Genomic DNA, 12200 nt, shown 5'->3' with positions numbered 1-12200 from the left:
GTCGCGGCCAGTACTCGTTGTGCCTGCGGGCCGTACGTCCGGTCCGTGCTACCGGCGACGATGGTTCCGGCGGTGTCGGGCAATCGTGTGCGCGCGAGGACGTCGAGGGGGTTCACCGCGGCGAAGGCGACGGGGTCACCGCCGAAGAACTGGTCCACCGTCTGTCGACGGGTTCCCACTGTCGGTTCGTCCTGCCCGGAAATATCGAGGAACGTGGGATACACGGCCGGGGCGTTGACGGCGAGCTGCAGTGCGCACGTTCCTCCGGCCGACATACCGCCCACAGCCCAGTGGCGAGGGTCGGGATCGATCTGGAGTGTGGAGCGGATCCAGGCGGGGACGTCCACGGACAGGTAGGTGAAGGCGTGACCGGCAGGAGAGTCCACGCAGAGGGTCTGAGCGAGCCTGCTGCCGAGTGGATCGGCCACCACGACGACGGGGGCGAGACCGGCGTTCGCGGCGGCGTAGGAGTCCAGTACGGCATCCAATCTGCCGCCGTCGAACCAGTCTCGCGGTGTTCCCGGTTGCCCGGGGACCAGGACCAGCACCGGTAGCTGCGCGCGCGGAACACTGAGATACGCCGGTGGCAGGTAGATCCACGCTTCCCGAGCTCGGAATCCCGACATCAGCCCCGGGATGCTCGCCGTGGACACGATCCCTGTGCTGGGCATCGACGTCGGCGGTGACCAATTGCGGCTCAGTGGCACTCCGGGTTGCGCGTTCGTCAGCGTCGGTGTCGTTCCTGGTACCCGGGAGAAATCCACTTGCGAGGCCAGGTTCAGCCCGAGGGCGGTCCGCACGGTCGGGTATGCACCGAAGTGGTTGTTCACCTGTGCAGCGCCGCTGATCACCACACAGGCCACAGCAACCAGTGACAGCACCTTCATCCGCACCCGCGCTGGACGCAGCAACGCCATCGCCAACGCCGCTGCACCGAGCCCGGTCCAGAGCACCGCAACCACCGGAAGAGGATCGGGGAACGGTCGCCAGAGAACGTCGACCGACACCATCAGGATCGCTGACACTCCCGCCCCGATGAGCAACGCTGCCGGTAATCGGCGACACCACCAGCGGCGCCCCCGGCCGAGCGCGAGCACCAGCAATGCCACCACTCCGAGCCCGAGCAGGGCGGCGCGCACCGGGCCGTAGAGGACAGGTATGTCGATCATCGACATGACGTCCTTTCACAGGTGACTCCGAGGCCGCCTTGTCCGGTCCCATGCTGTCCCAGCACCGGCCTGCCCGCACGGAGAACGCCCGTATAGGGGGTTGGGTAAGAGGATCGGCGCAAGGAACGTGCGGCCCTCACGCAGGGTCGGGCAGGAGCTCGCCGTTGGCTTTCTGCGGTTCCCCGGTCCGTCGGTGGGTCGGGGCGGGGAGAGTATCGACAGGGCCGTTGCGGACACGGATCGCCTCGGCGACGACGAAGCCGACGAGCACGGTCAGCACTACAGCGGAGGTCCATTGAGTTCCCCATCCCAATCCGCCGTGGTCGGTGGGCTTGCTCAGGAAGTCGCCGCCGGTAGCGCCGAGGGGGCGGGTGAGAACGAACGCGATCCAGAACAGGGCGATGCCATTGACGGAGGTCAGGTAATGGGCTGCGAGTAGCGCGATCATGACCGCGAGCAGGATCAGTGCGCTGGTGCGGAACCCCAATCCGAGACTGTCGGCGAGGAAGTCGCCACTCGAGGTACCGAGGCTGTTGGAGAACAAGATCGCGATCCAGTACAGAGTTTCGCCGCGTGCGGTGGCGATGTTCTCCACGTCGAGGGTCTGTCCGCTGCGCCACCACAGTAGGAACACCACCACCAGACCTGTGGTGAGCAGGACCGCTCCGCCGGTGTAGCCCAGTCCGCCTGTGCGGTTGAGAAGATCCGACAACGTCGTGCCCGCGGTGCTGGTCAACGCGATGACCGTCCAGAACAGGGCCGGGTGGTAGCGCCGGGCTCGTAGCTGGAAGATCACCGCGATCAGGAACAGTGCCGCGAAGACGACGGTAGCGACGAGGTACCCCACGTGCAGGGTCTGAGCGAGCAGATCCCCGCCGGTCTCGCCGAGGGTGGTGGCGAGTATTTTCACCACCCAGAACGATGCCGTGATGTGGGGAAGTTTGCGCGCGACCCGCAGCGCGGATCGGCCTGTCGTGGGCGGGTCGTCCGAAGCGGTCATCGAGAGTCCTTGTCCAGTCGCAGAAAATGCCCACCCGTGCGGGCCACCGCCGGCGCGGCAGATCAGAGACTGACATCTGCTTGTTGAAGAACCGCTGAGAACGCGCGCTCAGCGGTTCAGCGGAAGGCGGATCTCGAACCGGGCACCGCCGGCCGGCGACTGCGACACCGCCACCGTCCCTCCGTGCGCGGCGACAGTGCCTGCGACGATGGACAGTCCCAGCCCTGTGCCGCCTTCATCACGTGTTCGTGAGGAGTCCAGGCGCACGAAACGGTCGAACACTTTCGCGCGCTCGGACTGCGGTATCCCCGGCCCGTCGTCGTCGATCCGGATGATGGCGTGTCCTGCCGATTCGGCGCAGGACACAATGATGCGGGTCCGGGCGTGGCGGACGGCGTTGTCGGCGAGGTTGCGCACCACCCTGCCCAGCGCGCTGGGGTCACCGGTCACCCGAACGGGCACGATCGACGACTCCACCAGTACCTCGGACACGGCCTCGATACGTTTGCCCTCCTCGTACAGCAGGTCGTCGAGATCGACATCGACCGCCGCGACGGGCAGACCGGTCTCGTCCGACCGTGCCAGAAGCAGCAGATCCTCGATCAGTCGACGCATTCGGCGCGCTTCCGGAAGCAAGGACTCGTCGATCATCGCCTCATCGAGAAGGTCGGGCCGCGACGATGCGAGTTCGAGAGCTGCGGTGATCGTGGACAACGGACTTCGTAGTTCGTGGGATGCGTCGCTGACGAAGCGTTGCTGCGCTCGTTGTCCGACCTGCAAGCGTTCGAGCATCGCGTTCATCGTCTGTGCCAGGCGGGCGATCTCGTCGCGGGTTTCGGGTACGGGAATACGTTCGTCGAGTTGGCGACTGGAAATCGACGCCACCCTGGACCTGATCCGTTCGACCGGGCTCAATGCCGCACCGACGAGGCGGTACGTCGCGAACGCGACCAGGGCGATCACGATGGGACCGACGACGGTGAGCAGGATCGCCACTGTGGACACGACGTTTTCCACCGGTTCACGGTCGGCCCCGACCACCACCGTCACCGGCCCGGAGGGCGATGTGGCTCCCTGTGCGGTAACCCAGAAGTCGCCGTCCTCACCGTAGGACACTCGGCCCAGATCACGGGTCGCGGCCGGGGCAACCTGCTCGGTCGTGACAGGCGCAGCGCCATCCCCTCGGGACTGCGCTCGTACCGTCCCCGATCCGTCGATGACCTGAATGATGCCGATCTGCCCGTCCGTGGCCAGTAACGAGTCGTCGATCTGCGCTGCGGTGTCGGATTCGAGCTGTTCGGCGACCTGCAGGCCGCGGGCAGCGGCAGCAGATCGAGCGGAGTTCTCGAGCGAGTTGTACAGGACCCCGAGGAGCGCACCGCCGGCGATGACGAGGCAGACGGCGACAACCACTGTCGATGCCACCGCCGAGCGCACGCGGACGGTCCACGAACGTGGTCGCAACAGATCGAGGGTCGAGTGCATCAGGTCAGTGTCCCGTGTCCCCTCGTGAGAAGCATCTGCTCTTCAGCGTCTCTTCAGGAACGATCTGCCAGAGTCCACGACCATGACCACGACCACCGCGCGCATGTTGGCGAGCAAAGTCCCCGAAGTGACGCTCTTGTTCTGGGTCATCAAGATCCTCGGTACCACCGTCGGAGAGACGGCCGCCGATGCACTCAACGTCGATCTCGGGTTCGGCTTGACCGGAACCACCGTCGTCGTCGGTGTAGTGCTGGCCGCGGCCCTGATCTACCAGTTCACGCTGCGCCGGTACGTGCCGTGGGTCTACTGGCTGGTGGTCATCCTGATCAGCATCGCCGGCACGTTGATCACCGACAATCTCACCGACAACTTCGGTGTGCCCCTGGCCATCAGCACCGGGTTCTTCGCTGCCGGCCTGATCCTGACGTTTGCAGCGTGGTACATCAGCGAGGGAACACTGTCGATCCACAGCATCAGAACCCGGCGCCGTGAAGGGTTCTACTGGCTGGCGATCCTGTTCACCTTCGCGTTGGGCACCGCCGCGGGCGATCTGGTCGCCGAGCAGCTCGCACTGGGATACCTGACATCGGCATCTGTGTTCGCGGCGATCATCGCGGTGGTCACCGCCGCGCACTACGGGCTACGACTCAATGCCGTCCTCGCGTTCTGGATCGCCTACATTGTCACTCGCCCCCTCGGCGCGTCGATCGGCGACTATCTCACGCAAGACAAGAACCTGGGCGGCCTCGGACTGGGACCGACCGTCGTCACCGCGGTGTTCGGCGTCGCCATCGTCGGATCGGTGGCGTATCTGAGCATCTCCCGCGCCGATGTCCTCGACACCACCACCGTCAGCTCCGGGACCTCCGACGCAGCGCACAGCGCATGACACCGCCCGTCGAACATCACCCGAACACCGGCCGGGCGCGGCGCACCACGCCGTGCTCACGTACCCCGCGAGTACCGCGCGGTGCGTGCCTGTCCATTCACCGATAGTCCTGGCGCGCCCCACCGCACCGACGGCCCGCTGTGTACGACCGTGGGCCTAATCGACCGATACCAGACACAGGCAGCGGTCGCTCCCGACCCACCGGGCCGATCTCGAGACGAGGATCGATGACCGACACGGCAGACACCGAACAAGCACGCGTGTTCATCACCATGTTGCACGCCGAGATCGCCGTGATCTCGGCGCGAATCGAAGGAGCCGAGAAGATCGCCCGGACGGCCTGGGAGGTCGGCCGAACATCCTCTCGCCGTTGGTATGCCGACGATGCACGTATCCAACGCACGATTCTCTACGAGCTACATCGTCAACTCGATTCCCTGCACACTCGCTTCCCGGGTGTACGAGTGCCGGAGGCACCGAGGTCACCGTCGACGCCGGAGAGTGCCGGAGGCACCTCACCCCTGACCTCGTCGAGGCCTGCGCCCACTCACCGTGAACGAACACCGTGATCAGGGCCGCAACCGAGAAGTGCAGGACCGTCGACCGATTCGACGAACTACCCCAACTCATCGGAGCCCCTGTAGCTCGCTGGTCGACAGCAGCTCCAGCTGTGTCCGACGATGTGCAGCGGCACTGCGCTGCGCCGCGCGATGTCGACCTCACTCTCAGGTGTCCACAGGGATCCTTCAGGAGCAGTCGAGCATATTCGGGGTTGTACCGCACGCAATCAGATGTGCATCCGACAACCGAAGGAACCCTCGTGAACATCAAGAACAGGATCGTTGCGGTCGCCGCCGTCGTGCTGGCCGGAGCATCCATCGGCGGTGGCATCGCAGCCGCACAGACCCTCGAACAGCCCACAGCCTCGAACAGCAGCGTCGTCGACACTCCCGAAGCGGGCGACACACCGGACGCACCGGGCGCAGCAGATGTGCCCGAGGCCGGCGACACACCCGACGCACCGGGCGCCGCAGACGTACCCGAGGCCGGCGACACACCCGATGCACCCGGTTCCGTCGACAAGCAGGAAACGGGCGACACACCCGATGCACCGGGCTCGGTGGACCTACCCGAGGCCGGTGATATCGTCGACGCCCCCGGACAGTAAGTTCCTCGCTTCACCCCGCAGCGCCCGCAGGCCCGTTGGCCTCCGGGCGCTGCCCCTATTTCATCCCAACCCTGTTGCTTCCGAACGCTTTTCAGTGTTCCTTCAGTCTCGTCCGCGCATGATCGAGATGTACCGGATCACTTCTGGCAGGAGATACCACTCATGCTCGCACCGACTCGCCCGACACCGCCGGACCACAGCGACGACCGACAGATTTCGCGCCGCGAGGTGAAGATCTGGAAGCTTCTCGCGGCGGCAGCACTCGTCGTGCTCACCCTTGCCTCGGTGTCCTACGCGCGAGCGCTGCTGACCCCGGGATATGCGACCTGGAACGACAAGACATCATCATGGATCCGCGACCATGGGGGTGGCCCCGTCCTCAACGCCTACGAGAACTGGCGCTACGCGAGCCCACCGTCGGACACCCCACCCGATCTGTCCGGATTCACCTCGGCCACAGCCATTGCCGGCGGCACCCCGACATCGTTCGCCACTCTCCCCGTTCTCCCCACTGTCACCGGATCGCCGGCTCCGACATGGACACCCGGCCGCACGGGAGCCGATGGAACTCCGGTCGCCTACATTTCGCACTACCAGCCGGACCCGGCCCATCGCAGCGCAGTGGCCGGAGTAGCGATCGTCTCCGGTTCCGCGACGGTCGCCCACCTCGTCGACGGCACGAGCCAACCCCGCACCGACGGCAATGCCGCTGCATCGGTACCTGGTTCCGAGGTACCGAATCTGGTGGCTGCGTTCAATTCCGGGTGGAAGATGAAAGATCTTGCCGGCGGATATTTCTCGAACGGTGTGGCGCGGCAGGACCTGCAGAACGGCCAGGCCTCGGCGGTGGTCGACGACTCCGGGCACCTGAGTGTCATCGACTGGAGCAGCGGCGCGGCAGTGGACCCGCACATCGTGGCGGTGCGGCAGAATTTACCGCTGATCGTCGACCACGGCTCGATCGCCGCGGGCGTGCACTCGAACGCCGACAGCCGCTGGGGCAGCGCGAAGAATCAACTGCAGTACACCGAACGATCGGCATTGGGGACCACCGCGAACGGCGACCTCGTCTATGTAGCGGCGTCGAGAGTCGACCTCTCCACCCTGGCGCAGGCACTCGTCGATGCCGGGGCGGTGACCGGGATGGAGCTCGACATTCACACAGGGCTGACCGAGTTCAACTCCTGGACAGTCGATCACACCGGGACGTTGACACCGACGACGATCTTGCCGGGAGTCCAGAACAGACCCGACCGCTACCTGGCCCCGGATCAACGCGACTTCTTCTATCTCACTCTCACGACGCCGACGCCGAATCAGCAGTGGGCCGCAGCGGACACCGCGTCGACGCCGCCGAGCGTGGTCGACGCCGCGGGCATCTAGGGCGCACCCCAGCGGCCGACACGGCTCCTGTCGACCGAAAGAAGCCACCGGCCAACAGGTGCGGAGTACACGAACGGCGAGGGTGTCGGTGCCGCAGAACGAGGATGCTCAGTCGGCCGCCGCGACGGTGAGGCGGTATCCGACCCCGCGGATGGTCTCGATGCTCTTGAGCCCGAACGGTTGATCGACCTTCTTGCGGAGATAGCCGATATAGACCTCGACGATGTTCTCGTCCCCGTCGTAGTTGACATCCCACACCGACCGCACGATCTCGGACTTGGTCACCACGGTGCCGCTACGCCGCATCAAGAACTCGAGCACACTGTATTCGCGCGGGGTCAGCGCAAGTTCTGCACCGCCTCGACTGACGCGGTGGCGCGCGGGATCGAGTTCCAGATCGCCGGCAGTGAGCACCGCGGGGCGCTCGGGAGCTCCCCTTCGCATCAGGGCGCGCAGGCGAGCAACCAGCACCACGAAAGAGAACGGCTTGACCAGATAGTCGTCTGCGCCGAGATCGAACGCATCGGCCAGATCGTATTCGCCGTCCTTCGCCGAGAGCATCAGGATCGGTGTCCACACCCCCTGCGCCCGAAGATCTCGCACGATGTCGTAACCGTGTTTGCCCGGCAGCATGATGTCGAGAACGAGCGCATCGAACTCCCCCGTCGCTGCACTGTGGAATCCGTTGTCACCATCGTGTTCGACCTCGACAGTGAACCCATCGGCCACCAGACCGCGACGCAGCATCTCCGCCAGGCGCACTTCGTCCTCGACCACCAGTACCCGCATCGACAACTCCGTCCGTATAAGTCTGGCAAGTACAACAGACCCATGCCGAGATACCAGACTCGCTCTCAGCGGTTCTTCAGCAGCTCCCCAGCACACTGATCCCCGTGCTCCTTTCCTCATCGATCTCCGCCGTACACGCCACGGCCACCGAAGTGTTCACCGAAGCCGCAACCGCCGACGTCGAGATCGCGGGGCTGGTGATCGCAGTCGGCCTCATCGCAGCCGGGCTCATGCTCCGCATGCGCCGCGACAGGGCCGGCGCGACGGTCTTCGGCGCACTCGGTTACGCCTTCGCCGTTCTGGTGCTCGCCGTCGCAGTACACAGCAACGGCTGGCTGACCGGTGCCGATACCGCAGTCGCTCGATGGTTCGTCGATCATCGCAGTGCGACACTCGACCAACTCGCCGTCGCCGTCACCACGGTCGGTGGCCCCGCGGAGACCGCCGCACTGGGCCTGATCGTCGCAGTGGTTCTGGTGTGGAGGACGAAACGGTACGGCCCGGCACTGGTGCTGCTGGTGACCGTCGCCTCGGCTTCGATCGCGTGCACGCTGTTGAAGCTGATCGTCGGCCGTGAGCGGCCACCCCAGTCGATCCAGATGATGCTCGAAACCGATCCGTCGTTCCCGTCGGGGCACGTCACCGGCACCGCTTCCCTACTGTTGATGCTCGCGCTCATCGCCGGTGCGCGGCGATCGAGACCAGTACGAGCATTGCTGCTCGTCATTGCCGTCACGCTGACCGTTGCCGTGGCGTGCACGCGGATGTACCTGGGCGTCCACTGGCTCACCGATGTCGGTGCCGGCGCGCTCCTCGCGGCGGGTGCGGTCACCCTCGGCTCCTATGCGCTGCATCGTCTCGACTCCGCCGGCGATGGCACAGAGTCGACGCCACCTCGACTACTCATGAACAGGATCTCGCTATGACATCGGGACTGACCGGCGGTGTTCTCGACCCGAGCACCCTCGTCGCGACATTCGGATTGATCGGTCTGCTCGTGGCGTTGTTCGTCGAGACCGGTCTGCTGATCGGGTTCTTCCTCCCCGGCGACTCACTGCTGTTCACCGCAGGAGTGCTTGTCGCGCAGGTCGATCCGTTCGTTCCCCTGTGGGTGATCCTGGTGTCCGCACCGATCGCAGCCGCGCTCGGTGACCAATGCGGATACATGATCGGCCGTGCCGCCGGGCCCGCCGTCTTCGACCGACCCGGCGCCAAACGGCTCGGCCCTGCGCAACTCGCGCGCGCGCAATCGTTCTTCGACACCTATGGTGCCCGTACGATCGTTCTCGCCAGATTCGTTCCCGTCGTCCGGACACTCGCACCCGTCATGGCCGGTGCGTCGGGGATGAAATATCGAACCTTCCTCGTCTACAACATCATCGGAGCCCTCGCCTGGGGTGCCGGTGTACCGATGCTCGGCTACCTACTCGGCGGAATCCCGTTCGTGCGCAACCACATCGAGATCATCCTCATCGCGGTAGTCGTACTCTCGATACTCCCCCTCGCCATCAACTACCTGCGCTCTCGTTTCCGAGGACACGCACCGGTCAACCGGCCCGACCCGGACACGAGCATGTCCCCGCGCTGAACAACAGAGATCTGACAACACCGGCGTCGAGACCACCGGGCGCATCGACGAACCGAGCCGATCCCGCGGCATCGCCGCACCGACGAACCCGAAAACCCCAACGGTGCTCTTTGTCATCGGAGATGCTTGACTCGCTTGCTGGCGATTTGTATCTGTGGTCCCGATACACCGGGAGTTCAGCCGGGTAACGACGCCGTGTCGGGTAGACGAGAGGAGGAACAGATTTCGGTGTCGATGTCCGCGAGCACTCATCGGTGGCGTATCGCTCGGCACCCCCACGCCGGGAGTGGTGTGGACGCCGTCGTCATCATCGCAGCCGGCACCATCCTCCTCACCCGATCAGCTCTTCAGCTGCTGGGGTATCCGCGGGTCGGTAGCGGTCCACTGCACATCGCCCATCTGCTCTGGGGCGGTGTGGCCCTGACTGTCGCCGCACTGACCGCACTGTCGGTACTCGGCGACCGAACGCGACCGATCACGATCGTGCTCGCCGGGATTGGACTCGGACTGGGCCTCGACGAGATCGGCAAATTCGTCACCACCACCAACGACTACTTCTACAAGCCGGCGGTGGCCATCATGTACGTCCTGCTCATCGCTGTCGTGGCCACCTCCCGCCTGGTCCGTGATCTGGTGCCGCGTCGACCCCACGAAGACCTTGCCGCGGCAGCCTTCATCGCTGCGGACGGGGTCGTCCGCGGACTCGACCATCACCGCCGCGCCCAAGCCCTCGACTATCTCGCGCGCGCGAACGCACACGAACGACGACAGGTCACGCAAATCACCGCACTGCTCGCCAGCTGCACCGAGCGACCGCCGACGCGGTGGCGACGACGATGGTCGACGATCGGGAACTGGCGTGTACTGCGCTACCTCGACCACAGCATCTGGATTCGACTGTCCGAACTGGCCCTGGTGACGTACTCCGCGTTCGGTCTGTCGTCGGTCAGCATCCTCGGCACCGAAACCGTCGACGACATAACGCAATTCGCGCGACTGCTCGATGCGGCAGGGTCAGGGCTTGCGCTCGTTCTCGCACTTCCCGCTCTCGTCTGGCGTACCGACCGCAGGTGGACTCTCGAGGCCGTGCGACTGTCGAGTATCACCACGCTGATCTTGATTCAGATCGTCGAATTCGCGCAGTCCCAATTCTCCGCACTCGCGGATCTGCTGGTCGGACTGGTCACGTTGTCCTTGATCTCCAGGGCGATCGCGGTGCGCGCGCGTCGCCGGAACGACGTCGTCCGTCCTACGACCTGACGGAGTCGACGCTTCAAACCCATGCGCTGCGAACATGCCCGGGCCATTGGACATCCAGCCCGCCGAAACATCAAGACGTAGAAATGACAGAAGGCGCGCACGATCATCGCCGCAGTCAGCGCAGACGATGATCGTGCGGCCAGCTCCCTGATCGATGACATCAGCCGTCGTCGCGCTCCGGTTCGCCGTGTTTGTCGAGAATGTCGACGAGCGAGTGCAAGAGTTCGTCGACGCGGTCGTTGATGTCGTCGAATCGATCGTCGAGATCGGCAAGGCGGATGTGAGCGTTGCGGCGGGCACGAATTCCATGCTCGTAGTAGGCATTGTCCAGAACGACGCTCGAGTAACGTATTTCGTCGTAGAGAACGTCACCGTCTGTGCCGTTCTCCGTCCACAGGACTCGCGGACGATGCTCGGACGGACGGCCGGTCAGGTGCGCGCGGGTCACTGCGGACAACGACTGCGCCGTGAGCGGTTCCGGAATCCAGGGCGTGTAGCCCCAACGGTCGATGCGGACCACAAGTGGCTCACCCGCTTGCTGCGCTGTCACCACCGGAAACGCAGACGTCGGCGGTGAGCGATCGGGGTCGAGAAATTCGCGGAGCACCGAGATACTCGCGAAGCGATCGAGCATCGACTGAATCTGCGCCCAGCGCCGGTACACCGTCACCGGACCGGACTCACCGTGACTGCCGAGCATGTTCGGGGTGACCCGGTACAGGCCTGAAACAACCAGGTCCAGCCCCGCGACCTCGATGTCGCCTCGGCGCAGCACACTGATCTCACGGTAGGTCAGACCGGCGGACACCAAGGTCAGTATCAGTGCATCACGCCGACCGAACAGCCCGTATGGCCATCCGGACGTCGGAATGCTGTCGATGATCGATGCAGCGCCGCCACGGATTTCGGCGAGACGTTCCCGGCGATGCTCCGCGAGAGCGAGTCGAATGGGGACCGAGCGGCCGGGTTCGGTCATTCCGCGAGTGCGGTGAGCGGCGTTGACAGCGGCGACTCGGCGTCGCTGCGTGGCGACGCTGGCGGGATGGTCGGCGAGAAACTCTGCCAGTGTGGATGGTGCAGCCGGCAGCGACGGACGGTCGGTGGCAGCGCACCAGTCAAAGAACAGTGCCCATGTGTGTTCTGCGGAGCGGTCGAGACCCGCGACGCCATGGGGCACCGAGCTGAACGCAATTCCGTTCGGTTTCATAGTCCGAGCTCGGTGACGGCGTTGCCGAGCAGCGGCGCGTTCTCGCGGGCATAGATTTCGACCATCCCAGGGGTCGTGTGGCCTGTCTGGCGCATGATGGCGTGGGCGTCGGCGCCGTTCCGGAATGCTTGGGTGACGAATCCTGCCCGCAACGAATGCCCACCCAACTGTGTGACCGTCTCGGGATCGAATCCGGCGCGAGCGGCGCGGCGACGGATTGCAGCGTGCACCGCAGCCCCGGAGAGGGCGGTGTCGGAGAGGT

The 12200-nt window shown here is 65.1% G+C and carries 13 protein-coding genes; 7 read left to right on the top strand and 6 right to left on the bottom strand.

Annotated elements, in window-relative coordinates:
• The 3 genes from A2J01_RS19195 to A2J01_RS19185 all read right to left on the bottom strand — a co-directional run.
• On the bottom strand, window positions 1-1169 hold a 1169-nt coding region (locus A2J01_RS19195; protein WP_197494250.1), incomplete at its 3' end, for an alpha/beta hydrolase.
• 136 nt (window positions 1170-1305) lie between these two features.
• Window positions 1306-2169: a COG4705 family protein gene (locus tag A2J01_RS19190; RefSeq protein WP_051649567.1), complete on the bottom strand. Its 864-nt coding sequence runs from the start codon at window positions 2167-2169 to the stop codon at window positions 1306-1308.
• 108 nt (window positions 2170-2277) lie between these two features.
• The gene (locus A2J01_RS19185; protein WP_030537366.1) at window positions 2278-3654 is read right to left on the bottom strand and encodes a sensor histidine kinase; all 1377 of its coding nucleotides are present in this window, start codon (window positions 3652-3654) and stop codon (window positions 2278-2280) included.
• 82 nt (window positions 3655-3736) lie between these two features.
• Between A2J01_RS19185 and A2J01_RS19180 the strand changes: the two genes are divergently transcribed.
• From A2J01_RS19180 to A2J01_RS19165, 4 genes are all read left to right on the top strand, one after another.
• The gene (locus A2J01_RS19180) at window positions 3737-4543 is read left to right on the top strand and encodes a COG4705 family protein (protein ID WP_080712791.1); all 807 of its coding nucleotides are present in this window, start codon (window positions 3737-3739) and stop codon (window positions 4541-4543) included.
• A 227-nt stretch (window positions 4544-4770) separates the two neighbouring features.
• A complete protein-coding gene (locus A2J01_RS19175; RefSeq protein ID WP_030537364.1) occupies window positions 4771-5112 on the top strand; it encodes a hypothetical protein in 342 nt (113 codons plus the stop codon).
• 251 nt (window positions 5113-5363) lie between these two features.
• Window positions 5364-5711, top strand: a complete 348-nt coding sequence (locus A2J01_RS19170; RefSeq protein WP_063836248.1) for a hypothetical protein — start codon at window positions 5364-5366, stop codon at window positions 5709-5711.
• A gap of 162 nt (window positions 5712-5873) precedes the next feature.
• Window positions 5874-7094, top strand: a complete 1221-nt coding sequence (locus A2J01_RS19165) for a phosphodiester glycosidase family protein (RefSeq protein WP_030537362.1) — start codon at window positions 5874-5876, stop codon at window positions 7092-7094.
• 108 nt (window positions 7095-7202) lie between these two features.
• Here the strand turns inward: A2J01_RS19165 and A2J01_RS19160 are convergent, their stop codons facing one another.
• Entirely contained in the window at window positions 7203-7883 is a 681-nt protein-coding gene (locus tag A2J01_RS19160) for a winged helix-turn-helix domain-containing protein (protein ID WP_030537361.1), read from the bottom strand.
• A gap of 104 nt (window positions 7884-7987) precedes the next feature.
• On the opposite strand from A2J01_RS19160, the gene A2J01_RS19155 reads away from it, so the two are divergent.
• The 3 genes from A2J01_RS19155 (at window position 7988) to A2J01_RS19145 (ending at window position 10731) form a co-directional block, all read left to right on the top strand.
• Window positions 7988-8809 (top strand): phosphatase PAP2 family protein, encoded by an 822-nt coding sequence (locus A2J01_RS19155; protein ID WP_051720934.1) that lies wholly within the window; start codon window positions 7988-7990, stop codon window positions 8807-8809.
• Window positions 8806-9471, top strand: a complete 666-nt coding sequence (locus A2J01_RS19150; protein ID WP_051649571.1) for a DedA family protein — start codon at window positions 8806-8808, stop codon at window positions 9469-9471. The genes A2J01_RS19155 and A2J01_RS19150 overlap by 4 nt, the downstream gene beginning before the upstream one ends.
• Before the next feature lie 126 nt (window positions 9472-9597).
• Window positions 9598-10731, top strand: coding sequence for a hypothetical protein (locus A2J01_RS19145; RefSeq protein ID WP_156519319.1), 1134 nt, complete (start codon window positions 9598-9600; stop codon window positions 10729-10731).
• 160 nt (window positions 10732-10891) lie between these two features.
• On the opposite strand, the gene A2J01_RS19140 is transcribed toward A2J01_RS19145, so the two are convergent.
• The gene (locus A2J01_RS19140) at window positions 10892-11938 is read right to left on the bottom strand and encodes a hypothetical protein (protein ID WP_030537357.1); all 1047 of its coding nucleotides are present in this window, start codon (window positions 11936-11938) and stop codon (window positions 10892-10894) included.
• A partial coding sequence (locus A2J01_RS19135; RefSeq protein ID WP_156519318.1) for a tyrosine-type recombinase/integrase occupies window positions 11935-12200 on the bottom strand: 266 nt, incomplete at its 5' end. The genes A2J01_RS19140 and A2J01_RS19135, both read right to left, overlap by 4 nt.

The organism is Rhodococcus sp. EPR-134 (genome assembly GCF_001647205.1).
GTDB classification, from domain to species: Bacteria; Actinomycetota; Actinomycetes; order Mycobacteriales; family Mycobacteriaceae; genus Rhodococcus_F; species Rhodococcus_F qingshengii.
The sequence above is the reverse complement of the archived record's forward strand: the minus strand, read 5'-3'. Positions and strand labels throughout refer to the sequence as shown.

What these genes read in the sequence shown, in the direction of transcription:
- A2J01_RS19190 (WP_051649567.1), bottom strand. Translation starts at nt 2,169, where the DNA reads ATGACCGCTTCGGACGACCCGCCCACGACAGGCCGATCCGCGCTGCGG.
- A2J01_RS19185 (WP_030537366.1), bottom strand. Translation starts at nt 3,654, where the DNA reads ATGCACTCGACCCTCGATCTGTTGCGACCACGTTCGTGGACCGTCCGC.
- A2J01_RS19180 (WP_080712791.1), top strand. Translation starts at nt 3,737, where the DNA reads ATGACCACGACCACCGCGCGCATGTTGGCGAGCAAAGTCCCCGAAGTG.
- A2J01_RS19175 (WP_030537364.1), top strand. Translation starts at nt 4,771, where the DNA reads ATGACCGACACGGCAGACACCGAACAAGCACGCGTGTTCATCACCATG.
- A2J01_RS19165 (WP_030537362.1), top strand. Translation starts at nt 5,874, where the DNA reads ATGCTCGCACCGACTCGCCCGACACCGCCGGACCACAGCGACGACCGA.
- A2J01_RS19160 (WP_030537361.1), bottom strand. Translation starts at nt 7,883, where the DNA reads ATGCGGGTACTGGTGGTCGAGGACGAAGTGCGCCTGGCGGAGATGCTG.
- A2J01_RS19150 (WP_051649571.1), top strand. Translation starts at nt 8,806, where the DNA reads ATGACATCGGGACTGACCGGCGGTGTTCTCGACCCGAGCACCCTCGTC.
- A2J01_RS19140 (WP_030537357.1), bottom strand. Translation starts at nt 11,938, where the DNA reads ATGAAACCGAACGGAATTGCGTTCAGCTCGGTGCCCCATGGCGTCGCG.